General features: G+C 63.4%; 25 protein-coding genes and 1 pseudogene. 11 read left to right on the forward strand and 15 right to left on the reverse strand.

Annotated elements, in window-relative coordinates; genetic code table 11:
- Position 1: 1 nt before the first annotated feature.
- The 9 genes and pseudogenes from HMPREF1219_RS07085 to dacB all read right to left on the reverse strand — a co-directional run bounded on the left by HMPREF1219_RS07085 (position 2) and on the right by dacB (position 7,990).
- On the reverse strand, positions 2-466 hold the full coding sequence (locus HMPREF1219_RS07085; protein WP_016458209.1) for a DUF3180 domain-containing protein: 465 nt from the start codon (positions 464-466) through the stop codon (positions 2-4).
- Positions 463-873, reverse strand: coding sequence for a 2-amino-4-hydroxy-6-hydroxymethyldihydropteridine diphosphokinase (gene folK / locus HMPREF1219_RS13220; protein WP_245554447.1), 411 nt, complete (start codon positions 871-873; stop codon positions 463-465). Before folK ends, HMPREF1219_RS07085 begins: the two co-directional genes overlap by 4 nt.
- 15 nt (positions 874-888) lie before the next feature.
- Positions 889-1,242, reverse strand: a pseudogene (gene folB, locus HMPREF1219_RS13225) (dihydroneopterin aldolase); the annotation flags it as partial.
- Positions 1,235-2,074 carry a dihydropteroate synthase gene (gene folP, locus HMPREF1219_RS07095; RefSeq protein ID WP_016458211.1) on the reverse strand — a complete coding sequence of 280 codons (840 nt, stop codon included), beginning with the start codon at positions 2,072-2,074 and terminating at the stop codon, positions 1,235-1,237. The pseudogene folB and the gene folP, both read right to left, overlap by 8 nt.
- A 3-nt stretch (positions 2,075-2,077) precedes the next feature.
- Complete coding sequence (gene folE / locus HMPREF1219_RS07100) at positions 2,078-2,647, reverse strand: GTP cyclohydrolase I FolE (protein WP_016458212.1); 570 nt, start codon at positions 2,645-2,647, stop codon at positions 2,078-2,080.
- A gap of 3 nt (positions 2,648-2,650) precedes the next feature.
- Positions 2,651-5,089: an ATP-dependent zinc metalloprotease FtsH gene (ftsH, locus tag HMPREF1219_RS07105; RefSeq protein ID WP_425387095.1), complete on the reverse strand. Its 2,439-nt coding sequence runs from the start codon at positions 5,087-5,089 to the stop codon at positions 2,651-2,653.
- A 53-nt stretch (positions 5,090-5,142) separates the two neighbouring features.
- Positions 5,143-5,715: a hypoxanthine phosphoribosyltransferase gene (hpt, locus tag HMPREF1219_RS07110; RefSeq protein ID WP_016458214.1), complete on the reverse strand. Its 573-nt coding sequence runs from the start codon at positions 5,713-5,715 to the stop codon at positions 5,143-5,145.
- Positions 5,708-6,616: a tRNA lysidine(34) synthetase TilS gene (gene tilS / locus HMPREF1219_RS07115; protein WP_016458215.1), complete on the reverse strand. Its 909-nt coding sequence runs from the start codon at positions 6,614-6,616 to the stop codon at positions 5,708-5,710. The genes hpt and tilS overlap by 8 nt, the downstream gene beginning before the upstream one ends.
- Positions 6,617-6,745: 129 nt before the next feature.
- Positions 6,746-7,990: a D-alanyl-D-alanine carboxypeptidase/D-alanyl-D-alanine endopeptidase gene (gene dacB, locus HMPREF1219_RS07120; RefSeq protein ID WP_040427424.1), complete on the reverse strand. Its 1,245-nt coding sequence runs from the start codon at positions 7,988-7,990 to the stop codon at positions 6,746-6,748.
- 130 nt (positions 7,991-8,120) lie between these two features.
- Here dacB and HMPREF1219_RS07125 point away from each other — a divergent pair, with 130 nt between their 5' ends.
- Both HMPREF1219_RS07125 and HMPREF1219_RS07130 read left to right on the forward strand, forming a co-directional pair.
- Positions 8,121-8,603 (forward strand): inorganic diphosphatase, encoded by a 483-nt coding sequence (locus HMPREF1219_RS07125; protein WP_016458217.1) that lies wholly within the window; start codon positions 8,121-8,123, stop codon positions 8,601-8,603.
- A gap of 98 nt (positions 8,604-8,701) precedes the next feature.
- Positions 8,702-9,124 (forward strand): MarR family winged helix-turn-helix transcriptional regulator, encoded by a 423-nt coding sequence (locus HMPREF1219_RS07130; RefSeq protein WP_016458218.1) that lies wholly within the window; start codon positions 8,702-8,704, stop codon positions 9,122-9,124.
- A 20-nt stretch (positions 9,125-9,144) separates the two neighbouring features.
- Here the strand turns inward: HMPREF1219_RS07130 and ppk2 are convergent, their stop codons facing one another.
- The 4 genes from ppk2 to groL all read right to left on the reverse strand — a co-directional run bounded on the left by ppk2 (position 9,145) and on the right by groL (position 12,746).
- A complete protein-coding gene (gene ppk2, locus HMPREF1219_RS07135; RefSeq protein WP_016458219.1) occupies positions 9,145-10,041 on the reverse strand; it encodes a polyphosphate kinase 2 in 897 nt (298 codons plus the stop codon).
- 125 nt (positions 10,042-10,166) lie between these two features.
- Positions 10,167-10,352, reverse strand: coding sequence for a hypothetical protein (locus HMPREF1219_RS07140; protein WP_016458220.1), 186 nt, complete (start codon positions 10,350-10,352; stop codon positions 10,167-10,169).
- Between the two features lie 42 nt (positions 10,353-10,394).
- Entirely contained in the window at positions 10,395-10,604 is a 210-nt protein-coding gene (locus HMPREF1219_RS07145) for a hypothetical protein (protein ID WP_016458221.1), read from the reverse strand.
- 495 nt (positions 10,605-11,099) lie between these two features.
- Complete coding sequence (gene groL / locus HMPREF1219_RS07150) at positions 11,100-12,746, reverse strand: chaperonin GroEL (protein WP_016458222.1); 1,647 nt, start codon at positions 12,744-12,746, stop codon at positions 11,100-11,102.
- Positions 12,747-12,984: 238 nt separating this feature from the next.
- Between groL and HMPREF1219_RS07155 the strand changes: the two genes are divergently transcribed.
- Positions 12,985-14,331, forward strand: a complete 1,347-nt coding sequence (locus HMPREF1219_RS07155) for a M20/M25/M40 family metallo-hydrolase (protein WP_040427426.1) — start codon at positions 12,985-12,987, stop codon at positions 14,329-14,331.
- 123 nt (positions 14,332-14,454) lie between these two features.
- Here HMPREF1219_RS07155 and HMPREF1219_RS07160 read toward each other — a convergent pair whose 3' ends face one another.
- Positions 14,455-15,072, reverse strand: coding sequence for an Ltp family lipoprotein (locus tag HMPREF1219_RS07160; protein ID WP_016458224.1), 618 nt, complete (start codon positions 15,070-15,072; stop codon positions 14,455-14,457).
- A gap of 334 nt (positions 15,073-15,406) precedes the next feature.
- Between HMPREF1219_RS07160 and HMPREF1219_RS07165 the strand changes: the two genes are divergently transcribed.
- The 8 genes from HMPREF1219_RS07165 to HMPREF1219_RS07200 all read left to right on the forward strand — a co-directional run bounded on the left by HMPREF1219_RS07165 (position 15,407) and on the right by HMPREF1219_RS07200 (position 24,660).
- The gene (locus HMPREF1219_RS07165) at positions 15,407-18,373 is read left to right on the forward strand and encodes a Na+/H+ antiporter subunit A (RefSeq protein WP_016458225.1); all 2,967 of its coding nucleotides are present in this window, start codon (positions 15,407-15,409) and stop codon (positions 18,371-18,373) included.
- A complete protein-coding gene (locus HMPREF1219_RS07170) occupies positions 18,373-18,903 on the forward strand; it encodes a Na(+)/H(+) antiporter subunit C (protein WP_016458226.1) in 531 nt (176 codons plus the stop codon). Before HMPREF1219_RS07165 ends, HMPREF1219_RS07170 begins: the two co-directional genes overlap by 1 nt.
- Entirely contained in the window at positions 18,900-20,600 is a 1,701-nt protein-coding gene (locus tag HMPREF1219_RS07175; protein ID WP_016458227.1) for a Na+/H+ antiporter subunit D, read from the forward strand. The genes HMPREF1219_RS07170 and HMPREF1219_RS07175 overlap by 4 nt, the downstream gene beginning before the upstream one ends.
- The gene (locus tag HMPREF1219_RS07180) at positions 20,597-21,190 is read left to right on the forward strand and encodes a Na+/H+ antiporter subunit E (RefSeq protein ID WP_016458228.1); all 594 of its coding nucleotides are present in this window, start codon (positions 20,597-20,599) and stop codon (positions 21,188-21,190) included. Before HMPREF1219_RS07175 ends, HMPREF1219_RS07180 begins: the two co-directional genes overlap by 4 nt.
- Positions 21,187-21,450 carry a monovalent cation/H+ antiporter complex subunit F gene (locus tag HMPREF1219_RS07185; protein ID WP_016458229.1) on the forward strand — a complete coding sequence of 88 codons (264 nt, stop codon included), beginning with the start codon at positions 21,187-21,189 and terminating at the stop codon, positions 21,448-21,450. The genes HMPREF1219_RS07180 and HMPREF1219_RS07185 overlap by 4 nt, the downstream gene beginning before the upstream one ends.
- Positions 21,450-22,004 carry a monovalent cation/H(+) antiporter subunit G gene (locus HMPREF1219_RS12210; RefSeq protein ID WP_016458230.1) on the forward strand — a complete coding sequence of 185 codons (555 nt, stop codon included), beginning with the start codon at positions 21,450-21,452 and terminating at the stop codon, positions 22,002-22,004. The genes HMPREF1219_RS07185 and HMPREF1219_RS12210 overlap by 1 nt, the downstream gene beginning before the upstream one ends.
- A gap of 512 nt (positions 22,005-22,516) precedes the next feature.
- Positions 22,517-23,377 carry a hypothetical protein gene (locus tag HMPREF1219_RS07195; RefSeq protein ID WP_156823263.1) on the forward strand — a complete coding sequence of 287 codons (861 nt, stop codon included), beginning with the start codon at positions 22,517-22,519 and terminating at the stop codon, positions 23,375-23,377.
- Positions 23,378-23,463: 86 nt separating this feature from the next.
- Positions 23,464-24,660 (forward strand): amidohydrolase, encoded by a 1,197-nt coding sequence (locus HMPREF1219_RS07200; RefSeq protein WP_016458232.1) that lies wholly within the window; start codon positions 23,464-23,466, stop codon positions 24,658-24,660.
- Between the two features lie 278 nt (positions 24,661-24,938).
- On the opposite strand, the gene HMPREF1219_RS07205 is transcribed toward HMPREF1219_RS07200, so the two are convergent.
- Positions 24,939-26,009 (reverse strand): glutamate--cysteine ligase, encoded by a 1,071-nt coding sequence (locus HMPREF1219_RS07205; RefSeq protein ID WP_016458233.1) that lies wholly within the window; start codon positions 26,007-26,009, stop codon positions 24,939-24,941.
- Positions 26,010-26,013 lie beyond the last annotated feature (4 nt).

A 26,013-nucleotide genomic window follows, 5' to 3' on the forward strand; every position in this document is an offset into this window, starting at 1 on the left:
TCTAAACAGCCCCCTCGGCCGACGAGGACGGCGGAATGTGGCACCCGCGCTCGAGATAAAGACCGGCAACGCACGCGCACACTCCGCCGAGCGCGGAGGCGATGACGCTGGGCAGATCCTCCACGGCGGAGGCGAGATAGAGGTGGAACAGCAGCACAACGAGGATGCCGATATATGCCCCGCCGACGATCGCCCCGGCCCACGCCGACGTCTTGCCCACGACGAGCCACTGCGCGGCGGTCACCGGGTTGAGCTGCGAGCGATCCTGGCCGATGTTGTCGTCCTTCATCGCGCGGCGAACCCGCCAGCCAAGGTAGGCGCACAACGCCGCGATGGCCCACAGGGTGACGCTGGCTGTGGCCGAAAAACCGCCGATGGCGCCGTAGAACCGCCACACGAGGATCGCCGCGGCGGCGGCGAAGAATCCGGCGGTGGCGGCAAGGGTGCGCACATCGGTCAATGTCATGGCAGCTCCGTTATCGGCGTTCCGTTCAGCTGAGCAGCGGGTTCAATTTCCTCCCACGGGCGAAGCACAAAGTCGCGCTCGTGGGCGTGCGGGTGCGGGACCACGAGCTCCGGGGAATCCGAGGTGGCCCCGTACATCTGCACCACGTCTACGTCCAGGGTACGCGGACCCCAGTGCACCTTGCGCTCCCTGTGGGCGCATTTTTCCAGGTGCTGGCAGTAGCGCAGAAGGCTTAAGGGCGTGCCGCACCACGTGAGCTCCAGGGCGAGGTTGAAAAAGTCGGGCTGCTCCACCCCTCCCCACGGGGCGGTGCGGTGGACGCTGGAGACCCTGATGGGGTGCAGGCGCTCGACGGCTTCTGCCAGGATCGCCTCCGAGTCGCCGATGTTGCTGCCGAGCGACAGGATGGCGCGGAAAGCGCCCTTGCGGTTGCGGCGGCGGACGACGGCGACATCGGCAAAGTCGTGCGGGATTGGGGCGTGCGGCTTGTGCACCGTCACCTCGATGGCGTGGAGCAGGGGGAACGCGAGCATCGCCTCGTCGGCGATGAGGCCTGCGACCGTCTCGATGAGGTCGTAGGCGGGGCCTGTGAGAGTGCGGTAGGCAATCTCGGCGAGCTCACCGTAGTGCACCGTGTCTTCCACACGGTCGGTATCAGGAAACGGCAACCAACACGTGATGTCCACGGAGAACTCCTGGCCATCGCGCTTTTCGTGGTCGAAAACTCCGTGGTAACCCGTCGCCGTCAGCCCGGTGAGCTCAATCCGGTCAGCCACGGGGGTTCCTCCACCGGGCCGCCACCTCGACGGCGTCGCGGGAACCGCGGACGCTGTGGACGCGCACGGCCCACGCGCCGTGGTAGGCCGACAGCGCGGAGACGGCGTGGGTGGCGTCGTCGCGGTCGACGGCGGTGTTCTCGTCATGGGCGTACTCGGCGCGCATATCGCCGAGGAACCGCTTGCGGGATTGCCCGATGAGCACCGGGTAGCCGGTCTCCACGAGCTTGGGCAGCGCGCCCAGGAGCTGCCAATCCGCCAGACGCGACTTACCAAAGCCGAGGCCCGGGTCGATGATGATGTTGTGCTTCTTCACCCCGGCGTCCTGGGCGCGGTGGACGAGTTCGTCCAGAAGGCGCAGCACTTCGGGCACGACCTCCTTACCGGCGAGCGTGTCGCCGGCGGCGTCGCCGAAGCTCGTGGCATCCCAGTGCTGCAGGATGACGGGCAGGTCCGTATCGGCCATGGTCTGGAACATGTCGGGATCCGCAAGGCCACCGGAGACGTCGTTGAGGATGGTGACGCCGGCCTCGGCGCAGGCGCGGGCGGTGGAGGCGCGCATCGTGTCCACGGAGGTGACGATGCCCTCCTTGTGCAGCGCCTCGATGACGGGCACGACGCGGGAGATTTCCTGCTCTTCGCTCACGCGGGTGGCGCCGGGGCGGGTGGATTCGCCACCCACGTCGATGATGTCGGCCCCCTGGTCCACCAGGTCGTGGGCGTGATTTAGCGCCTTGTCCAGCGTGTTCCATTTGCCGCCGTCGGAAAACGAATCATCGGTGACGTTGAGTACGCCCATGACGAGGCAGCGGTCGGCGTTCAACAGTTCCATTGGTTAACCCCTAATCAGTGTGAGGAATTCGGCCCGCGAGGCGGCCGATGTTTTGAACCCGCCACGCATTGCGGAGGTGGTGGTCTTAGAGCCGGGTTTGCGGATGCCGCGCATGGTCATGCACATGTGCTCGCATTCGAGGACGACGGCGACGGCCTGCGTGTCCAGACGGTCCACGATGGCGTCGGCGATTTGCGAGGTCAACCGTTCCTGAACCTGAGGACGCCGGGCGTAGCCGTCGGCAAGCCTGGCGAGCTTGGACAGACCGGTGACGGAGCCGTGACCACCGGGAATGTAACCGATGTGGGCGAGGCCGTAGAACGGAAGGAGATGGTGCTCGCACATGGAGTAGATGGGAATATCGCGCACAATAACGAGCTCGGTGTGGTTCTCCGGGAACGTTTTTTCCAGGTGATCGGCCGGATCAATGTGAAGCCCGCCCGTGTTCTCCTCAAACGCCTTGGCCACCCGGCGCGGCGTTTCCTTGAGCCCGGGGCGGTCGGGGTCCTCGCCGATGGCGATGAGCAGCTCGCGGACCGCTTTTTCAGCCCTGTCGAAATCGAATTCTGACACTAGTTAGTCCTCTTTTTCATTGTCTTTTTCGGGCAACCGGAAGCCGATTTGTTCCTCGCCGCCGGGCCCGGCCCCGTAGGACTGCCACCCGGGGTGCATGTGGGGATCGGTGCGGTCCGGCTTCGCGTGGCTGTGTGGCTCGCTCGGCTCGTTGGTGCGTGGCTGAGACGGAACCCTAGTGGAGCCGTGCCCGTTGCGGTGGTCGCGCGGCCACAGGCGCATCGTCTGCGTCCGCTCGGTGTCCTGCTCCCCGGCGCGTGGCGCCTGGGGCGTCGCGGGCGTCGAACCGGTCGCGGGCGTTTCGTCCTTCTCCTTCGGCTGCGCCTCGCCGGTGAAGCCGGGAACAACCCAATCCTTCGGCGGCGGGGTGCCACCGTAAACCGGGGCCGGGGTAGTCTTCTCGCCACGCGGGGTGATGGGGCCACGCTCGAGCTCGCGCTTCTCCTTTTCCGCGCGCTCCTGTTCGCGGCGGGCGCGGGCGGCGCGTGACGCCTCGAGGATGCTGAACCGCTTCGGCGGCTCCTCGCCACGCTCCTCGGCAATCTCCACCGGGGTCTGCACGGGCTCGCGGCCGAGCTGCTTGCCAAAACGGTAGCTCTCGCCGGGGAACACGTCGCCGGAGGGTACCTTCTCGATGCCGGAGAAGATCTCCTCCAGATCCGGCCTGCGCAGGGTTTCCTTCTCCAGCAGCTTGGAGGCCAGTTTGTCCAGGTAGTCGCGGTTACGGGAAAGCACGTCGTAGGCGGTCTCGTGGGCCTTGTCCAGGAGGTACTTCACCTGCTCGTCGATGCGGGCGGCCACCTCCGGGGAGTACTCGAGGGTGCCGTCCGAGCCACGGCCGGCGAACGGGTCGCCCTGCTCCTCGCCGTACTTCACGGGGCCGAGGTCGGGCGACATGCCGTACTCGGTGACCATGGCGCGGGCGATCTTGGTGGCCTGCTCGATGTCGGCGGAGGCACCGGTGGTGGGGGTGCCAAAGACGAGTTCCTCGGCGGAGCGACCGCCCATGGCGAACACGAGGTGCGCGAACAGCTCGGCGCGGGTGTTCATGCCCTTATCGTCCTCCTGCGAGAGGCGGGCGTGGCCGCCAGTGCGGCCGCGGGCGAGGATGGTCACCTTGTACACGGGCTCGATGTCCGTCATCACCCAGGCGGCCAGCGTGTGGCCACCCTCGTGGTAGGCGGTCATCTTCTTCTCGTGCTCGGAGATGACGCGGGAGCTGCGGCGCGGACCGCCGACGACGCGATCGGTCGCCTCCTCCAGGGCATCGGCGGTGATGACGTTGCCGCCGATGCGGGCCGTCAACAGTGCCGCCTCGTTGAGCACGTTGGCGAGGTCCGCGCCGCTCATGCCGGCGGTGCGCTTGGCCAGTGACTTGATGTCCGCGTCGGGCGCGAACGGCTTGCCCTTGGCGTGCACCTCGAGGATCTTCTCGCGGCCCTTGAGGTCGGGGTTAACCACGGGGATCTGCCGGTCGAAGCGGCCGGGGCGCAACAGCGCTGGGTCGAGGATGTCGGGCCGGTTGGTGGCGGCGATGAGGATGACGCCCTCACGGTCGCCAAAGCCGTCCATCTCCACGAGCAGCTGGTTCAAGGTTTGCTCGCGCTCGTCGTGGCCGCCGCCCATGCCGGAGCCGCGCTGGCGACCGACGGCATCGATCTCATCGATGAAGATGATGCACGGGCTGTTCTCGCGGGCCTGCTTGAACAGGTCGCGCACGCGGGAGGCACCGACGCCGACGAACATTTCCACAAAGTCAGAACCGGAGATGGAGTAGAACGGCACGCCTGCCTCGCCGGCGACGGCGCGCGCCATAAGCGTTTTACCTGTGCCGGGCGGGCCGTAGAGGAGAACGCCACGCGGAATCTTCGCGCCAAGCTTTTCGTAGATGGACGGATCCTGGAGGAAGTCCTTGATCTCTTGCAGCTCGTCCAGCGCGTCGTCGGCACCGGCCACGTCGGCGAAGGAGTTGGTGGGCATGTCCTTGGTGAGCTCCTTGGCCCGGGAGCCGCCGATGCCGAACATGCCGGCCCCACCCTGCATCCGAGAGAAGAAGAAAATGAGCAGCCCGAACATGATGAGCATGGGGAGGATCATCATGAGCATGGAGCCGAGGACCGAGTCCTTGGTCACCTTCGTATCGTAGGAGTTCACCTGGGCGGCGTTTACCGCGTCGAACACCTGGCCGGTGGCGCGAGCCGGGTACTGGGCGATGATCTCCTCTACCCCTTCGCGTTCCTTCACGGTGATCGGGTTCTTGAGCTTGAGCCGTAGCTGCTGCTCGCGATCATCGATGCGCGCCTCGGCGACGTTGCCGTTGTGCAGCTCCGCCATGGCGACGGAGGTGTCCACCTTGGCAAAGCCACGCGTGTCGTCGGTCAGCACCGAGACGCTGAACAGCGCGATGAGGATGATGGTGGCGATGGTGGCCCAGCGGATGATGCGCTTGTTCTTATCGTCCGCGGGACGCGTGTTCTTCGAGTTTTCTGGCACTTTTAGCTCTCGTACATCCTAGGGTGAAGTGTTCCAACAAACGGCAGGTCACGGTAGCGTTCGGCGTAGTCGAGACCGTAGCCGATGACGAACTCGTCGGGGATTTCGAATCCTACGTCGAGAAGCTCAACCTTGGCCTTCTGCGCCTCGGGCTTGCGCAGCAGCGTGATCACCTGCAGCGAGGCGGGGTGGCGGGACTTCAGGTTGCGCACGAGCCAGGAAAGGGTAAGGCCCGAATCGATGATGTCTTCTACGATGAGGACGTGGCGGTTCTCAATCTCGCGGTCGAGATCCTTGAGAATCCGCACCACGCCCGATGACGAGGTGGAGTTGCCGTAGCTGGACACGGCCATAAATTCCATCTGCGAGGGGATGGAGAGCTTGCGGGAGAAATCGGTGAGGAAGTACACCGCGCCCTTGAGCACGCACACGAGGATGAGGTCATCCTCGATGTCCTTGTATTCCTCGCTCACCTTGTCCGCCAGCTCCTGCACGCGTTGCTGCAGCCGGTCCTCGCTGATGAGAACGGTTTTGACCTCGTCGCCGTAACGGGGATCTGCGTACTGCTCACTCATAGATTTTCTCCTCTATCTTTATCTCTCCGGATACACGCAATGCTACCAACCCCTGCCCCACGTCTCGCGGCCCCTGTCCGTGCCACTGTGTGATTAGCTTGTCCACACCCTCCACGTGCGCTTTGCTCACCTTCGCACCCGCTGCGCGCAGGGCGCCGGCAATGATGTCGTGCCGGGTGGCCTGCGGCAGGTCCTTGGTGGCTAGTGGCACTGTGGTCGATTCCATGCGGGTGGCCTCCACCTGCACGCGCCCGGCGGCCCTGGCCAGGGCCGGCACCGCGTCCCCGCCGACGATGTCGCCGAGCAGCGGCAGCACCTCGCGGCGCACCCGCACCCGCCGAAACGCCGGGTCCGCATTTTGGGGATCGTTCCACGGGGTGACGCCGATCTCCTCGCAGGCCCCCACCGTGTCCGCGCGACGCACGCCAAGAAGCGGCCGCACAATCCTGCAGCCCTCGATCACCGCCTCCCGCGCCATCGCCGCCGGGTTTCCCCGCAGCCCAGCCAGCACAAACGACTCCGCCAGGTCATCCATCGTGTGGGCGACGGCGACCGTGTTCGCGAAGCTCACACGCTCGCCGCGGGAAGGGATGCTCACACCGTTGCCAGGGGCCGCCCAACGGGCAAACGCCTGGTAGCGGGCGGCACGGGCGGCGGCCTCCAGGGAGTTGCCTGCAGGCACCTCCACGGGGACAACGACCGCCTCGGCACCCCACCGGCGGGCGGTCGCCGCCGCCCGCTCGGAGATTTCGCGCGACCCCTCCTGCAGGCCGTGGTCCACGCAGATAGCCGTCACCGTCAGGCCTTCGGCCACCATCGCCGCGGTTAACGCCAAAGAATCGGGCCCGCCCGACAGCCCCACACCAACGGGTTCACCGCCGGCGAGGATGCCGTCGCGCACGCACTCTCGTACGGCCCTACGAACCGCGAGGAAATGGGGGCTGACATCAGGAAACAGGTAAATTTCTGAGACCTCCTTTTAGCGATCTGGCCTAGAGGAAACGGCCGTGGCACCCATCTTGTTCCCGGGCTACTTCCGTAACGCCGAGGCGAGGGTATCGAGCGACTCGCGGGCGGCGAGGATATCCGAACCGTTGGAGATGAAGGCGAAGGTGTACACGCTGCCGTCCTCCCCCGTCACGGTGCCGGCAAGCCCCGAGGTGGCATCGAGCGTGCCCGTCTTGGCCCGCACCCAGCCCTGACCGTCCTTACCGCCGAAGCGCTCGGCAAGCGTCCCCGAGCCGTAGGCGACGGGCAGGGAGCGCAGCACCGGCAGCAGCTCGGGGTGGGTGGCGGCCTGGTAAAGGGCCACGTCGATGGTGCGGGGAGCGATGCGGTTGTCTTTGCTCAGCCCCGAGCAATCGTTGAGGATGAGCCCCTCGGTGGGGATCTCCAGCGCATCCAGCTGCTTTTCGACGGCCGCGACGGGGGTTTTCGCACCGGTCGCCACGGCGAGCTCACGGCCGATGGCCTCGGCCATGACGTTATCGGAGTGGTCCATCATGGTGGCCAGACGATCGTCGAGGCGCGGGGAGTGGACCTCCCCCACCTTGGTGGCGCCCTCCGGAACATGAGCGATACCTGCGGGCTCGGCACCCGCACGGGCGGCGACGGCACCAAGCACGTCTGCGGCCGGCGTGTGGGAGCGCGGCACGTCGCCGGTCTCCGCGCCGATCCGGGCCCCGTTAATCATTGCGGGCTCCATGGGGGCCACAAACCCGCCATCCACATCGGCGGGATCCCACGAGGGCACAATCGTCTCGAACCCGTCCCACACACTCGTGTCCAGAGCGACCACCGGAGTCTCGATGAGGTGTGCAAGGGCGTCGAGGGAGGCGTCGGCAAGCCACACGTCCCCACCAGCCTTGATGTAGGAGGTGTCGCCCGAGCGGAACACCTCCGTCACAACCCGGTGATCGGCGGGCAGCGCGTTGACGGCGGCCGTCGCGGTGAGGATCTTCGTCACAGACGCCGGGCGACCAGGAGTATCAGCGTTCTTCTCCCACACCGTCTCGCCCGTCTGCACGTCGGTGACGATGCCAAAGAACTCCCCCAGGGCGGGATCGGCGGACAAGGCCTCGAGCTCCTCTGCCTGCGCGGGATTAACCGGGCCCTCGCGGTGGGCGGGCACGGCAACCTCGCGGGCCGTGGGGGCGACAAGCCCTGGTTCCACCGTGGTCGCACGGGTGGCGGCGACCACCGCGACAACCACAACGGCGGCGACAACCGCCAGCACCGCCACGATGGCACCTATAAATAGTCCTTTTCTGCGCACCCCCACACTGTAGCCCGTGGGTTAGCCTGAGCCTTAACCCACGGGGGGAAAGGCCACGCATCGCGCCGGTGGGACGGGAAACAGACTAGGATAGGTGGGCAAGTAAAACTTAGGCTAGGAAAGGATTTTCATGAGCTTCGACGTCACTATCGAAATCCCCGCGGGTTCCCGCAACAAGTACGAGATCGATCACGAGACTGGCAAGGTCCACCTCGACCGTTACCTGTTCACCCCCATGGGCTACCCGCTGGACTACGGCTTCATCGACGGCACCCTCGGCGAGGACGGCGACCCGCTCGACGCGCTCGTTATCCTGCCAGAATCCGTGTTCCCCGGAGTTATCGTTGAGGCCCGCCCGCTCGGCGTGTTCAAGATGACCGACGAGGCCGGTGGCGACGACAAGCTGCTGTGCGTTGTCGATGACGTCCGCTACGAGAACTACAAGGACATCGACGATGTCCCGCAGCACCTCAAGGACGAGATCGAGCACTTCTTTGTCCACTACAAGGATCTCGAGCCGAACAAGGAAGTCTCCGGTTCCGGTTGGGCCGGCAAGGACGATGCCGAGCGCATCTACCACGAGGCCATTGAGCGCCTGAAGAACGAGGGCTAATTTTTTTACTTCCGGATTCGCCGCCTCCCCGCCTACGGGGTGGCGGCGTTTCTTTGCTTTACCGCCCACGGGACCCGCGCGGTCCTTACACTGGGGATATGGGTAAGGTGCCAAAACAACTACACAAGTCCCCGCTCTTCCAGCTGGAGAGGCTGCGGAAGCTGACCCGCGATGCCGTCGAGGCAGCGCTCAGTCAGACCGGCATCACCGTGCGGGAATACTGGGTGCTCACCATGCTCGCCGAAGGCCCCACCACCCAACAGGCGGAGATCTGCGAGGCGCTCGCACTCGATCCCTCCGAGGTAGTACGAATACTGACGGGACTGTTCAAAATGCAGCTGGTCACCCGCGACAGGGATCCTCAGGATCGGCGCCGGCAGATCGTCGCCCTCACCGTCGAAGGCAAAAAGCTGCAGAAGAAAGCGGCCGACACGGTGGCTACGGCAGAACAAACGGCCTTGGACGATTCCTCCAAAAAGCAGCTCAAGCAGCTGCGGAAGATGTCCAAGGCCGTGCTGTAACGGGCCAACGACGCGGCGGGTTAATCGCCGATTTGGTCTCTGCCCCGCTTCACCAGCAGCGGGTCCGGCTCGCCGACAACCTCGTGGTCCTTGCCGGTGTATTCAAACTTGCTCAGGATGTAGCGCATCGCGTTGAGCCGGGCGCGCTTTTTATCGTTGGATTTAATGGTGATCCACGGGGACTCATCTGTGTCCGTGTACCGGAACTGCTCCTCCTTGGCGCGGGTGTAGTCATCCCACTTGTCCAGGGAGGCCAGGTCCATGGGCGACAGCTTCCAGCGGCGCACAGGGTCCACCTGGCGGATGGCAAAGCGCGTGCGTTGCTCCTTCTGCGTGACGGAGAACCAGAACTTGGTGAGCGAAATCCCGGAGCCCAAGAGCATGTTCTCCAGCATCGGCACCTCGCGGAGGAACTCGGCGTGCTGGGATTCCGTGCAGAAGCCCATGACGCGCTCCACCCCGGAGCGGTTGTACCACGAGCGGTCAAAGAACACGATCTCCCCTGCCGACGGGAAGTGCTCAATGTAGCGCTGGAAGTACCACGAGGTGGACTCGCGCGGCGACGGCTTCTCCAGCGCCACGATGCGTGCGCCACGGGGGTTGAGGTGCTCGTTGAAGCGCTTGATGGTGCCGCCCTTGCCGGCGGCATCGCGCCCCTCGAAGAGGATGATGTGGCGCTGGCCCGTGGCCTTGGTCCAGTTCTGCCACTTGAGGAGCTCGATTTGCAGGGCACGCTTGATGTGCTCGTACTCGGGCCGTTTCATTTGCTCGTCGTACGGGTAGTTTTCGCGCCACGTGTCCACGCGTTCGCCGTTGGGTTTGACCAGGACGGGATCGTCCTCGTCGCTGTCATCGACGTGGTATCCGTGGAGCTTAGCTAAGTCAAGTACGGGGATTTCCTCATTATCGTCGGCCATGGGAACAATAATAGTCAGGTTTCATCCCGCCCGCCCGGCGAACGCAGGCACAAAAAATCCCCCGCACACGGCGGGGGATCAATGCTCAACGCCAAGGCGTTGCGAGTTTCAACTCTAAGTCTTGCTTAGACAAGGCCGAGCAGCTTGGAGATGCCGTCAGCAATATCCTTGAGCTGGCCGAAAATCTTGAAGAGGAAGCCGAAGCCGTCCTCGCTGTTGGACAGGAGTACCCAGTTATCAACAGCGGTGGCGTACTGAGCAGCGGTGTCGGGCTTGGTGGCCTCGTCTGCGAAGTAAACGATGTTTTCCATGAAAATCTCCTAATTACAAGTTCTGGATGTGGGGCGGGTTAGTTACTTCTTATCGGCAGGGACAATATCCTGGAAGTGGAAGCCCATGAAGTCCTTGCCACCGTGCTTGATGACGTCCTTGCCGTTCTCCTGAACCGTCTCGAAGCCCTTGAAGGACTCGAAGAACTTGGGCAGGCCCTGGAAGACCTTGGTGATGCCCTCGACGAGATCGACGAAGAAGTCCAGTGCATCCTTGATTGCGGAAATATCCATAATTTCTCCTTGGGTTGGCCAGCCCCAAGGGGCTGGGATTACAAGTTCATAACGTCTCTCGACCGTCGTGAATTAAATCTAGGCCCTCGGCACGTTAGGGTCAAGCGTTTTTCAGGAATTTCGCACGACCTTTGCCACTTTCAGGCAGTGGCAATTTAACCGTAACCTGTTGTTAACTTTTCCTCATTTTTTGATTTGCGCAGGTCATTTGCTTGCAGAATATTTCGTACTATGAAAAATGGCTGAGAATAGCCCGTTACGGCTGAGGCGGCGTAACACTTTCCACCCCAGCAACCGATAAAGCGCTGACACCACACATTCACTTTTCCTCCTCACCCCCGTTTGGGGTCACCCGGGGCGGTGGGGAACCACCGCAAACAATCATGAAACAATCACAACCACTCACCGGGGAGGCCTCCCATGACGCAAAAACGGGCACCAACCGCGTGTATGCGTGTTGGTGCCCGCTAGAAAGGCACGTGGTGCTACAGGGGCTTAGAAGCCGCCCATGCCACCCATCTCGTCGGCGCCAGCCGGTGCTGCCGGGGTCTTGGGCTCCGGCTTATCGGCAACCACTGCCTCGGTGGTGAGGAACAGGGCCGCGATGGAAGCGGCGTTCTGCAGGGCGGAACGGGTGACCTTCACCGGGTCATTGACACCCGCAGCCATGAGGTCCTCGTACTCGCCGGTGGCGGCGTTGAGGCCCTGGCCGGCCGGGAGGTCCGCAACCTTGGCGGCAACAACGCCGGGTTCGTAGCCAGCGTTGGCTGCGATCTGCTTGAGCGGTGCGGACAGCGCCTCACGGACGATGGCAACGCCGGTTGCCTCGTCACCCTCGAGGCCGAGGTTATCCTCGAGAACCTCGGCAGCCTGCAGCAGCGCCACGCCACCGCCGGAGACGATACCCTCTTCCGCAGCAGCCTTGGCGTTGCGGACGGCATCCTCGATGCGGTGCTTGCGCTCCTTGAGCTCCACCTCGGTGGCAGCGCCAACCTTGAGCACTGCGACGCCGCCGGCGAGCTTGGCCAGGCGCTCCTGGAGCTTCTCGCGGTCATAATCGGAATCGGAGTTCTCAATCTCGGCGCGGATCTGCTGCTCGCGGCCCTTGATCTGGTCAGCGGAGCCAGCACCATCGACGATGGTGGTGTCATCCTTTGTCACAACAACCTTGCGGGCGGTGCCGAGGTGCTCGATGCCGGCGGTCTCCAGCGACAGGCCGACCTCCTCGGAGATCACCTGGCCACCGGTGAGGATGGCCATATCCTGCAGCTGAGCCTTGCGGCGATCGCCGAAGCCCGGGGCCTTGACGGCAACGGACTTGAAGGTGCCACGCAGCTTGTTCACCACGAGGGTGGACAGTGCCTCGCCCTCGACATCCTCAGCGATGATGAGCAGCGGCTTGCCAGACTGCATGACCTTCTCCAGCAGCGGGAGGAGATCCTTGACGTTGGAAATCTTGGAGCCGACGAGGAGGATGTAGGGATCCTCGAGGACGGCCTCCAGGCGCTCCATGTCGGTGGCGAAGTAACCAGAGATGTAGCCCTTATCAAAGCGCAGACCCTCGGTGACCTCGAGCTCCACACCGAAGGTGTTGGACTCCTCCACGGTGATGACGGAGTCCTTGTTGAGCTCCCCGCCACCCACGGCGTACATTGCCTCGGCGATCTTCTCGCCGATGGCCGGGTCAGCGGCAGAAATGCCGGCGGTTGCGGCGATCTCTTCCTTGGTGTCAATCTCCTTGGCGCTGGCGAGGAGGGACTCGGTGACCTTCTTCACCGCAGCCTCGATGCCGCGCTTGATGCTCATCGGGTTGGAGCCAGCTGCCACGTTGCGCAGGCCCTCTCGGACGAGTGCCTGGGCCAGGACGGTGGCGGTGGTGGTGCCGTCGCCGGCGACGTCGTCGGTCTTCTTGGCTACCTCTTTAACTAGCTCCGCACCGATCTTCTCGTACGGATCCTCGAGATCGATATCGCGGGCGATGGTGACACCATCGTTGGTAATGGTCGGGGCGCCCCAGGACTTCTCCAGAACGACGTTGCGTCCCTTGGGCCCGAGGGTGACCTTGACGGCGTCGGCAAGGGTGTTAAGGCCCCGCTCCAAACCGCGGCGTGCTTCTTCATCAAAGGCAATCATCTTAGCCATGTGGAAGTGCTACTCCTTATAATCAGTTCGTTTTTGTTCCGCCGTGTAGGCGCCCGCGACGGCGATGGACTTCAAGCCCACCTACACAAGCTCGTTTGTTTTAGCACTCTCAACTTAGAAGTGCTAACAACCATTTTTAGCACTCCTTAGCCCCGAGTGCAAAACATTGGCGGAGACTATGGACGTTGCGCTGCGCCTTTAGTAGCAGCACGTGGTGGAGCTGACTACGATTAACAGCATGACACTGAAAGTAGAAGCACAGACAGTTCGCGATGCCATCGACGAGCAAAAAGACGGCATCTTTGCCAACCTGAAGGAGCTCGTCTCCTTCAACAGCCCGCGCGGCGAGGCCGGTAACCGCGAGGCCGCAGCCTGGGTTAAGGAAGCATTTGAGAAGTTCGGCGTGGACATGACCGCCCACGAAACCTCCGACGGCACGCTCGCCCTCGTGGGCACCCGCGCCGGCGAGGAGGGCGCCCCCGAGGTGCTCCTCTACTCCCACTACGACGTGGTCCCCGCCGGTGACCCTGAGAAGTGGGATTCCGACCCCTTCACCCTCACTGAGCGTGACGGCCGCTGGTACGGCCGCGGCGCAGCGGATTGCAAGGGCAACGTTGCCGCACACCTTGCTGTACTACAGGCCGTCGAGAAGCTCGGAGGAACCCGGTGCAACCTCCGCATCGTCATCGAGGGCTCCGAGGAGGTCGGCGGTGAGGGGCTCGACTCCCTCATCGACGCCCACCCCGAGCTGTTCAAGGCCGACATCATCTGCATCGTCGACGCCGGTAACTCCAAGGTGGGCGTGCCCACGCTGACCTCCAGCCTGCGCGGCGGCGGCCAGATGGACATCACCATCAAGACGATGGCCTCCCCCGCCCACTCCGGCGAGTTCGGCGGCCCGGCCCCCGACGCCACCTTCGCCCTCATCCGCACCCTCAATTCCCTGCGCGACGAGGACGGCTTTGTCACCATCGACGGCCTGGACAACACCGTCACATGGGAGGGCCTGCAGTACTCCGCCGAGGACTTTGCCAAGGATGCCAGCGTGCTTGAGGGCGTGGACATCATCGCCGGCGACAAGGGCACCGTCTCTGACCAGCTGTGGTCCCGCGTCGCCGTGAGCGTCACCGGCTTTTCCTCCACTCCCGTGGAAGACGCCGTCAACGCCGTGCCGAACATCGCCCGCGCCCGCGTTAACTTCCGCGTGCCGGAGAAGATGGACGCCCAGGAGGTGGCCGAGAAGCTCGAGGCCCACGTGCGCGCCCACGTGCCGTTCAACGCCCAGTGCGAGATTGAGATGTCCGAGGTCTCCCAGCCGTTCAGCGCCAAGCTCGACGGCCCCGCCATCACGCTTCTTGAGGAATCCCTCTCCGCCGCCTACAACGGCACCGAGGTGGTCAAGGTGGGCATGGGCGGCTCCATTCCGCTCACCACCAAGCTGCAGGAACTCTACCCCGACTCCGAGATCGCGCTGTACGGCGTGGAGGAGCCCGCCGCCAACATCCACTCCCCCAACGAGTCCGTTGACCCCGAGGAGATTTACGCCATCGCCACCGCCGAGGCGCTACTGCTCCTCTCGCTGTAACCACTAGCGTTTTCAGCCCTACTCGCCCGCGTTGCCGCAGCTGCGCGGGCGGGTTAATGCTTCCGCCAGGCGCGAAAAACCCGCAGCCCCGTTGACCGAGAGCTGCGGGATGTAGTTTGCCGGTTACAGATTATCTACCGCGTACTGCGCCTCCTCGGCGGTGAACTTATCCCCGTACTCGCTGATGAGCTGGTCGTAAATCGCATCGGGGGACATAGCCATGGTGTCCTCGTACGTGCGCGCGCTTTCCAGGGCGTTCTTGTTGTAATCCGCCTTGAGGTTATCCACCGCGTACTGGGCGGCCTCGGGGCTGAACTGGTCGGCGTATTCGCTTGTCAGCTGGTCATAAATGCCCTGCTTGGACATGTGCATCATGTCCGAGTACGTCTTGGCGCTGCGCAGGGCGTTCTTATACTCCTTGGGCACATCTGCCTCGGATTCCTTATTCTGTTTTGTTTCCTTTGCGGGGGCCGAGGAGGTGGCAGCCTCCTCAGCCTCGGACGAAGCTTCGGTTTCGCTGGCCGTCTGGGTGGTGGTGGATGTCACTGGATCAGTCCCCGTGGTGCTATCGGAGGACTCACCACCGCCACAGCTTCCGGCGAGCGCCACGACGACGATAATCCCGATGAGCCACGCCCACCACTTCTTGTACCACGGCTTGGTGGGCTTCACCTCCGGCTGCTGCCAGCCCTGCGGTACCGCCTGATTGCCGTTATCGAAACTTGGTAGTTGCGTCGACATATTTCACTATTCCCTTTTATATGCGCGCCCGCCCGAGGGCGGGCACGAGCCTCGCGGTCTCCCGGCCTCCTGCCGGGAAAATGGTCCCTGCCGAAGCTCATGCCATCACGATATAAAGCGGCAGTCACACCAAACAGGCAGAATTAGAACAGCTTTCGAACAGATTTCTTTAACGTTTGGGAAGAACCTCCTGCGCACGGCCGTCTCCCCACGTCGCACCTCCCGGCCTCGGCGAGCGTGGATCTTTCCCGGTACAATTGAAACGGTTTACCCCTTATGTGGGGGAATTGTTTAGCCAATTGAAAATGCACAAACGACAAATGATTGAGCCCACGTGTTAATAGTTTTTCTCGCACTCCTCATAGCAACCGCGCTCGCGCCACTGCTTGTCCAGGTTGTGGGTAGGGCCGCGTTTGGCATTCTTGCTCTTGTCCCCGCCGCCGGCTTCGCCTGGGTGGTCTCACTCTTCGCACGCGGCCGCTTCGGCGCCGGCAAAGAGCCACTGACCACCACCATTGAGTGGATGCCCGCAGCCCACTTGAACCTCGTGTTCCGCCTCGACGCGCTCGCCGCGATCTTCTCCCTCATCATCCTGGGGGTGGGCGCGCTCGTGCTCCTGTACTGCTGGGGGTACTTCGATTCCGCGCCTAAGAGGCTGCGCGAGTTCGCCGGGGAGATGACGTGCTTCTCGCTGGCGATGTACGGCCTCGTGATCTCGGACAACATGTTGCAGATGTACGTGTTCTGGGAGATCACCTCGGTACTCTCGTTCATGCTGGTGGGCTACTACCGGGAGCGCGCGTCGTCGAGGCGGGCCGCCGGTCAGGCACTCATGGTCACCACCTTGGGAGGCCTGGCCATGCTCGTGGGCATCGTCCTCCTCGGGTTCGACACCGGCATGTGGACGCTCTCGGAGCTGACCGGATCGGGCGTGCTGCTCGATTCCACGGCCGCGCGGGTTGCCGTCGTTCTCGTTCTCGCCGGCGCTTTGAGCAAGTCCGCCATCGCCCCCACCCACTTCTGGCTGCCCGGCGCGATGGCCGCCCCCACCCCGGTGTCCGCCTACCTGCACTCCGCGGCGATGGTCAAGGCCGGTATTTACCTGGTGGCCAGGCTCTCGCCCACGTTCCACGAGATCGGCAGCTGGCACCTTGTCACCATCACGCTTGGCGTGTTCACCATGCTCATGGGCGGCTGGATGGCGCTGCGCCAGGTGGATCTCAAGCTCATTTTGGCCTACAGCACCGTGTCCCAGCTGGGCTTTATCATTTCCGTGGTGGCGATTGGCTCCCGCGAGGCGCTCATGGCGGGGCTCGCGCTCACGTTTGCGCACTCCATGTTCAAGGCGACGCTGTTCATGATTGTGGGCGCGATTGACCACACGAGTGGCACGCGCGACGTGCGCAAGATCTCGGGGCTCGGCAGAAAGCACCCGTACCTGGCGGTTCTCGCCACCGTGGTAGCCGCGTCAATGGCAGGTATCCCCCCGCTATTCGGTTTTGTAGCCAAGGAGGCGGCGCTCACGGCGGTGCTCCACGAGGAGCTGCTCACGGGTATGCCCGGCAAGATCATGCTCGTGGGGCTTGTCGCCGGCTCGGTGCTGACGATGGCGTACTCGCTACGCTTTTTGTACGAGGCGTTCGCCACCAAACCCGCCTCGCACCCTTCGGGTGGCGGCATCTCGGAGCCGATCCTCACCATGGATCGAATGGTTCCGCAACTCATCATCTCCCCCACTGTGCTCACCCTCACCACGATTGTGTTCGGTGTGTTCCCCAGGCTTCTCGACGTTCCGATCCAGGCAGACCTGGAGCAGATGTGGGGGGCGGATGCCGAGGGTGTGCACCTCGAGCTGTGGCACGGCCTCACCCCCGCGCTGGCGCTCAGCGCGTTCATCATCCTCGCCGGCGCGATCATGCACTGGCAACGTGGTGTGGTCTCGCAGCTGCAGTTCGAGCAGCCCGCGCTCGGCAGCGCCGACTACGCCTACGACGCGGTGCTCGACGGACTGCGCAGGTTGTCCCTCAAAACGACGGCGTCCACGCAGCGGGGCTCCCTGCCGCTGAACCAGTCGGTTATTTTCTTAACGCTCATGCTCGTGCCGCTCGTGGCCCTCTTGGCCGGCGAGCGCACCGACGTGCGCATGGTGCTGTGGGATACGCCGCTGCAGGGCATCATCGCCCTCATCATGATCATCGCCGCCATCGCTGCCACGAGGTTCAACAACCGCCTTTCGGCGCTCATCATGGTGGGCATGACGGGCTACGGGCTGTCCATGATCTTCGCGCTGTACGGGGCGCCCGACCTCGCGCTCACGCAGGTGCTCGTGGAGACGATCTCCATGGTCATCTTCATGCTCGTGCTGCGCAAGCTGCCAGTGGAGACCGTTGTGCCCACCGATAAGAAGCTCGTGCGCCCCCGGGCGTGGCTCTCGGTGGGGCTCGGCGTGGTCATCGTCGTGCTGTCCACCTTCGCCTCCAACGCCCGCTCCGCCACGCCGATCAGCGTGTACATCCCCGAGCTGGCCAAGGAAATCGGCCACGGCGCCAACGCCGTCAACGTACTGCTTGTTGACCTGCGCGGCTGGGACACCCTGGGCGAGATTTCCGTGCTCGTCATCGTGGCCACCGGCGTGGCCAGCATCGTGTTCCGCAACCGCGACTTTACGCGCGACACCGTCCGCCCCGTGCTGCGGGACAACGGCTCGCAGTGGCTCGCCTCCCTGCCGCACACGGACATTCAGCGCTCCCGCTCCCTCATGGTGGATGTCACCACCCGCCTCCTCTTCCCCTCGATGATGGTGCTGGCGGCGTACTTCTTCTTCGCCGGCCACAACGCGCCCGGCGGTGGGTTCGCCGGGGGTCTCGTGGCCGCCCTCGCCATCGCGCTGCGCTACCTCGCCGGCGGCCGTGAGGAGTTCGAGGTGGCCTTCCCCATCGACGCGAACCGGGTCCTGGGCACCGGCCTGCTGCTTTCGGCCGGCACGGCACTTATCCCCATGTTCTTTGGCAAAACGCCACTGACCTCCCACTACCGGGAGATCCCCGTGCCGTGGATTGGCGACGTGACGGTGGTCAGCGCACTTGCTTTCGATGCAGGCGTGTTCCTCATCGTCATCGGGCTTGTGCTGCACATCATCGAATCCCTCGGCTCCCAACTGGATCGCGACGAAGAAATGCGTAAGCAACGCGCGAGGGACAGGAGACGCAGAATGGAGCGTCGAAAAGCGAAACTCAGGGCCAAGCAACACGCAGCGGCCCAGCATGCCAAATACCACGTACCAGGAGAGGAGGACAGCTAATGGCATCGAACCTATTCCTGCTCATCACAGCGGGCGTTCTCATCTCCGCAGGCACCTACCTCCTGCTCGAGCGCGCCATGACGAAGATGCTCATGGGCATCATGCTCATGGGCAACGGCGCCAACCTGCTACTCCTACTCTCCGGCGGCCGCTCCGGCCAGCCCCCCATCGACGGCCGTGGCAGCGACCTCACCGAGAAAGTGGCCGACCCGCTCGCCCAAGGCATGATCCTGACCGCCATCGTCATCTCCATGGCCATGACGGCGTTCATCCTCGCGCTCGCGTTTAGGCAGTACCGCTACCGCAGCGCTGATCACATCGAAAACGACGCCGAGGACGCAGCCATCGCCATGCGCCCGCCCACGGCCGCCGCAGCGCCCGACCACGACGCCTCCGACGACCCCACCACGGGCCGCGCCACGAGCGAGGGCGACGCCTTCGGGCCGAAGTCCTTTGAGGCACCCGTCACCGAGGAGCCCGACGCGAAGGAAGACAAGAACGACAAGGACGACAAGGAGGACAAGCAATGACACTGCACGAACTCCTGCCCTACCTCGTCCCCATGCCCATCCTCCTGCCCGCGCTCACCGCGGCGCTCGTGCTATTCTTCACCCGCTTGAAGCGCGTGCAGCGGGGACTGACGATGGTCTCCTACGTGCTGCTCATCATCTTGTGCTTCACGCTCGTGTACCTCGTCGATCACTACGGCATCCAAACCGTGCAGATCGGCGGCTGGGACGCGCCCATCGGCATCACGCTCGTGGCCGACAGGCTGTCCACCCTCATGCTCTCCGTGAGCTCCCTCGTGCTGTTCTCCGTCATGTGGTTCGCCATGGGACAGGCCCGGCGCGACGGCGCGGAAGAAGAGCCCGTGGCCATCTTCCTGCCGTCCTACCTGCTGCTATCCATGGGCGTCAACATCGCCTTTTTGGCCGGCGACCTGTTCAACCTGTACGTCGGCTTTGAGGTGTTCCTGGTGGCCAGCTACGTGCTGCTCACCCTCGGTGCCAGCGCCAAGCGCGTGAGCGCCGGCATCTCCTACGTCATGGTGTCCATGGTGAGCTCCATGGTGTTCCTCTTCGCCCTCGGCATGATCTACGCCTCCGTGGGGACGGTCAACATGGCGCAGATTGGCGAGCGGATGGAACAGGTGCCCAGCGGCACCCGCACCGCCATGTTCGCCGTGCTGCTCATCGCCTTTGGCATCAAGGCCGCAGTGTTCCCGCTGTACTCGTGGCTGCCGGACTCCTACCCCACCGCCGCGGCGCTCATCACCGCCGTGTTCGCGGGGCTTTTGACCAAGGTGGGCGTGTACTCCATCATCCGCGCCCGCACCGTCATGTTTACCGACGGCAGCCTCGACACCATGCTCATGTGGGCGGCGCTGCTCACCATGCTCGTGGGCATTTTGGGCGCGATGGCGCAAAACGATATCAAGCGCCTCCTCTCGTTCACACTCGTCAGCCACATCGGCTACATGATCATGGGCATCGCCATCGGCACCCCGCAGGGGCTATCCGGTGCCATCTTCTACGTTGTCCACCACATCCTCGTGCAGACCGCGTTGTTCCTCGTCGTCGGCCTCATCGAGCGCCAGGCGGGATCTACCTCGCTGCGCTCCCTCGGCTCGCTTGCCAGCGGCTCCACGCTGCTGGCGGTGCTGTACATTGTGCCCGCCCTCAACCTCGGCGGCATCCCGCCGTTCTCCGGGTTCCTGGGCAAGATCATCCTCATCGAGGCCGCCGCCGACTCCGGCACCGGCCTGGATTGGCTGCTCGTCGCCGGCGCCGTGGTGACCTCGCTGCTCACCCTGTACACCATGATGAACGTGTGGTCCAAGGCGTTTTGGCGCGACCGCAAGGACGCCCCCGAGGGCTCCCGCGTGGAGATCCGCCCCACGCCGCTGACGGAAGTCACCGTCCACGTGGACCTGAAGGAGCGCAAGGACGTGGGCCGCATGCCGTTTGGCATGGTCGCCTCCACCGCACTCCTCGTGGCGGCCTCCATCGCCGTCACCGTTCTCGCCGGCCCCATCTCCACCATCACCACCCGCTCCGCGGAAGCCGCCCAGGACGTGTCGCGCTACCGCACGGCCGTGCTCGGCGAGCAATCCACTGAAAACGACGCGGCCGTCAAACCCGGCCGCACCCCGGAGATGAACCTGCAGGGCCACGACGATCAGCTCGAAGTTCGCGTCATCGAGACCAGTCAGGGGGCTAACAAATGACCTCGCTCAACCGCAGATTCCGCCCGCTCGGCCTCCTGTGGCTCACCGCCATGTGGTGCCTCCTCTACGGGGAGATCACTGTGGCCAACATCGCCGCGGGCCTGGCCATCGCTATCGTCATCCAGCTCGTGTTCCCGCTGCCGGCCCTGCCCCTGCAGGCCGTCAACGTGGATTGGGGTGAGCTCATCAAACTGCTGTGGATGTTTGTCACCGGCCTCATCTCCGGTGCCATCAGCGTCTCCTGGCTGGCGATCCGCCCGGCGGCCCCGCCGAAGTCCGCCATCCTCACCGCACCCATGCGCGTAGAGAGCGACTTCGCCATGGTCACCGGGGTGAGCCTGTACAACCTGCAGCCTGGTGGCACCGTGCTCGACCTCGACCTCGCCACCCACACGTGGACTGTCCACCTCCTCGACGCCTCCACCCCCGCCAAGATTGAGCAGGGGCTTGCTGATATCGCAGAACTCGAACGCCACCTCATCGCCACCTTCGAAACGAAGGGCCGGCCCGCTGGGGCCCCGGAGGACCGGACTTTGAGCGGCAAGCGCGCCGAACAACTCGCCTCCGTGAGAAAGGCGGATAACCAGTGATTTACCACGCACTCCTCCTGGTGGCTGCCATGATGTTCGCGGCCGCCTTCCTCCTCGTGGGCTACCGCATGCTCGTGGGGCCCAACTCCATGGATCGGGTGCAGGCGCTCGACACCACCGTCGCCGTCCTCCAGTGCGCCCTCGGCGCCTACATCTGTTGGTCGCTCGACACCACCGTGGTCAACGCCATGCTCGTGCTCGCGCTCCTCGGCTTCATCAGCTCCGTCGCCGTCACCCGCTTTAGGAAGAGGGATAACTAATGTCACTGCTCCAGTCACTGCCCTGGCGCGGGCTTTTCGACGCCCTTTCCATCGGCCTCATCCTCCTCGGCGCCTTCCTCTGCCTCTCCGCCGCCCTCGGCCTCGTCCGCTTCCACGACACCATGGCCAGGCTCCACGCCATCACCAAGCCGCAATCCCTCGGCATCGTGTTCACCATGCTCGGCGTAGCACTCCGCGTGACGGCGAGCCCCAACTTCGGCCCCGCCGAACGCGGTGACCTCGGCGTCTGCGCCCTCATCATCATGTTCACTCTGCTCACCGCCGCCACCGTGGGCCAGCGCCAGGGCCGCATAGCCAAGCGCGAAAAGCTCTACTCCCCCGATCACCTCTCCCGCAACGACCTCAAGGAAAAGGCCCCCAAGAAAAAGGTCGATCCCTCCAAGGACGATCCGGCCAAGCTCCAGGAGCGCAAGAAGGCACGCGCCGAGGAAGAAAAGCGCCGCCGCCGCGCCGCCGCGGAGGAGGCGCACAAGGAGATTCAGCTGCACCACAACGAGAAGGGCGAAGCGGATATCGTTTCCAACGATTCGTAGGGGTGCTGCGGGTCTTGGGGGATCCTTGCCTGATCTGTGGTTTTTCAGCTTCGGCTGGTCTGCGGTTATTACTGCTTGAGCTGGTCTTTTGCCCCAGCTTAACCGGCTGCAACCCGCGGGTCCGAAAGTTTCGGACCCTATTTTTTACCAGCGACTGCCGATGGGAGAAGCGAGCTGACTTTCGAAGTATTCCGGTTTCTGCTGAGGCCGTGCTGGGGTTTTGCCCCAGCTTAACCGGCTGCAACCCGCGGGTACGAAACTTTCGGACCCAATTCCCACAAAAATTTCCATCTGCCCAGGTGGTCAAGTGTGCTACCAAAAATTGGGTCCGAAACTTTCGGACTCGATCGAAATCGCGCCCAGCAGCACAAAATTTTTTTCACGCTCCGGTGGCGAGCAAGCCGAATCCGTGTCACAATGTCCCTATGACTTGGGGGGAATTTATTGTCACACGCGGAATGTCATCCTGGGACCGGCAAAAAGTATCCCGGGATCACGGTTCCGGGAAGCTCATGAGGATTGCCAAAGGCGTGTACTTTTCGCGCCACGAATTTCAAAGTTTGCCGCCGGGAGAGAAATCAGCAGTACTCTCCCTCGGCTTGGCGGTGGCAGGATATCCGCTGATGGGCAGGTCTGCTGCACTGTGGTGGCGGTTGCCAGACATTGACATCCGCAGGGCATTCATGCCGGAAGTTCGCGGAAAGAAGCGTGCACCCTGCATTAACGTCTGCATGCATAAGGTATCCAGCGCTGAAATTCATGACGCAACGTGGCGTGAGCACGCCATCACCGTGGCTTCACCCGCTATGGCCGTGGTTGATATTGCCCGTTGGCACGGCCTGACGGAAGCCGTCGAAATGGGAGATCTCCTGGTCAGAGCGGGCAAGACCACTGCGGATGAGATACGGGCGTGCGCCGCGTTGCGTGGCAAGGCAAACAACCAAAACCTGGCGGTGGAGGCCGCGGGGCTCATCAATAACCGCTCGGAGAGCATCCGCGAAAGCGACGTGAAGGTTGCGCTGCATAAGGCAGGTTTCACCGGGTTCGTGCAGCAGGCGGAAATCGTTTCCACGCTGGGTCTTTTCCTGGGCCGGGTCGATTTCTTCTTCCCTGACTATTCCGTTGCGGTGGAGTACGACGGTAAAGGTAAGACGAACGGTGAGTTCGGTGTCCGTCCCGACGTTGCTCTCAATAGCGAACGGTACCGCGAGAAGTTGCTTCTCGACGAAGGGGTGCGCATCGTCCGCGTGACAGCAGAAATGTGGCAGGACAACGAGTGGATCGCCAGCTTGGCACGCATCATGCAGGCTAACCAGGGCAACGTGTTCCCTGCCAGCCAGTGGCGACCCGCTTCCATCCGGATAGCTAATTAATATTACCTTTCCGCACATAATAGAGGCTCGAGGGGTAACGTATGTTTTGACATGCGAAAATACCCACTGCGAAAGGAGCTCGAAGCATGGCAGACGCTATCCACACCATTCTTTCTGATCTGGAAGAAACCAGAGAGGCAAGGGAAAAGCTGTACGTGGAGTTTCACCAGAACCCCGAACTGTCGATGGAAGAGGAATGGACATCCCAGCGCATCGCCGATGTGCTGGACGAATCCGGCATCGAGTACCACCGCGTAGGAAAGACCGGCATCGTGGCGATCATCGCCAACGGCGACGGCCCCACCGTGGCCATGCGTGGCGATATCGATGCGCTGCCCGTCCCTGAACAATCGGGCAAGGATTACGCCACCGCGAAGGAAGGCGTAAGCCACGCCTGCGGGCACGATTTCCACATCATGAGCGTTCTTACCGCCCTGCAACTCTTCAACAACCACAAGGATCAGTGGCACGGCACGTACATCGGCGTTTTCCAGCCCGGTGAGGAAACCGCGCAGGGCGCCAAGGACGTGGTGGATAACGGCATTGCCGATGTGCTGCCTAAGCTCGACGTGTACCTCGGCCAGCACGTGCTCGCCTCTATCCCCGGCAGCACCGTGAGCTCCAAGCCTGGCCCCATGTTCACGGCCGCCTCCTCCATCCGCATCAAGGTGTTTGGCAAGGGTTCCCACGGCTCCATGCCGGAGCTCGGCGTCGACCCGGTTGTGCTCGCCTCCTCCATCGTGCTCCGCTTGCAGACGATCGTCTCCCGCGAAGTAGCCGCCCGCGACATGGCCGTCGTCACCGTCGGCTCCGTCCAGGCGGGTCAAAAGTCCAACATCATCCCCGACGACGCAACCCTGCTCATCAACACCCGCGCCTTTGACCACGAGGTGGAAAAGCACGTACACGAGGCCATCGAGCGCATCGTCAAGGCCGAGTGCGAGGCGGCACGCAGCCCCAAGGAGCCGGAGATCGAGTATTACGACGTCTACCCGCTCACCAACAACGCCGAGGAGCCATACGACAAGGTCCGCGTCGCCTTCGATAGCTACTTCGGTGAGGATTCCATCGACATCACCCCGCAATCCGCATCCGAGGATTTCTCCTACATCCCCGACGCAGTAGACGCACCGTACATGTACTGGGGTCTCGGCGGATTCGCCGACCAAGAAAACGCGCCCGGCAACCACAATCCTGGCTTCGCGCCGGACCTGCAGCCCACGCTAGACCGTGGTGCAGAGGCAGCGGTGGTTGCCGCATCCGCATGGCTCGTTGGTGAATAACGAGGAAAACCTCAAAAGTCAGCCTGCTTCCTCATCAGCAGCCACCGTCAAAAAATAGGGTCCGAAACTTTCGGACCCTATTTTAGGTAGCACACTTGACCAACTGGGAAAATAGAAATTTTTGCGGAAATTGGGTCCGAAAGTTTCGGACCCGCGGATCACGGCCGGCCAAGCCAGGGCAAAAGCCACGCAAAATCCCAGCAAGCCCAAGCAAGGAACCAAAAGCCAGGCAAAAGCCCAAGCAAAAGCCGAGAATAAGTCCAAGCCCCGCCCGAAACCTACAGGTACGCGGACTCGATCGCGTCTATCCAGCTGCCGGCCTCATGCAGCTCGCGCTGTCGCTCGTAGGCGCCCTTTTCAATGACCACAAGCACCTGCCGCAGATCGTCCTCGCAGCAGAATTCGCGGGCGAGCGGCGTGAGGCGTTCCACCCAGGCGGCGAGCTCGTCGCGGACCCATGCCTCGTGGGTGTCACGGTCGGTGATGATCTCGGCGTCGAGGCCGTAGCGGGCGGCGCGCCATTTGTTTTCGGACACGTGCCAGGGCTGGAGGGTGGGTAGCGGGCCGTCGTCGAGAAGCCGATCGAAGTAGACCACCATCATGTGGGTGAGCGCGACCACGGCGCGCAGTTCCGCGAGGTTGGTGGGGGAATCGGCGATGCGCACCTCGATGGTGCCGAATTTGCCGGAGGGGCGGATGTCGAAGTGCATGTAGCCGATGTGGCTGACCACGCCGGAGCGCTGCTGATCGATTTGGAAGTTGGACCATTCCTCCCAGCTGTGGAACTGGTAGGGCATGCCGGCGGTGGGAAGCTGCTGGTAGAGCATGGTGCGGGTGGAGGCGTAGCCGGTATCCATCCCGTCCCAACCGGGCGAGGAGCACGCCACGGCGAGGAGTTGCGGGTAGTGCGCCATGAGCGCGTTGATGATGGGCCACACGCGGTCCTCGTGGCGGATGCCTACGTGCACGTGGAGGCCCCAGATGAGCATTTGCATGCCCCAGAATTGGGTGCGCTCAATGATCTCCGAGTAGTGGGATTTGCTCGATAGTTCCTGGTCCTGCCAGTGCGCGAGCGGGTGGGTTCCGGAGGCCCACAGCTTCGCCCCTTGCTTGTCGACGATCGGTCGCACCGCCTCCAGCTTTCCCCTCAGGTCACTCACTGCTCCGGGGGAAGAGGTGTGGACCCCGCTGACGAGCTCAAGGGTGTTGGTGAAGAATTCCGGCACCACCCCGTCTACGTCGAAGCATTCCTTCGGGGTGCGCACGAGCGCGCCGGTGGACGGGTTGACACAGGCGATCTCCCATTCCACGCCGAGGGTGGGTTGGGGAGAGCGTTTGAAAAATTCCATGAGC

The sequence above is a fragment of the Corynebacterium pyruviciproducens ATCC BAA-1742 genome, assembly GCF_000411375.1.
Lineage (GTDB): Bacteria > Actinomycetota > Actinomycetes > Mycobacteriales > Mycobacteriaceae > Corynebacterium > Corynebacterium pyruviciproducens.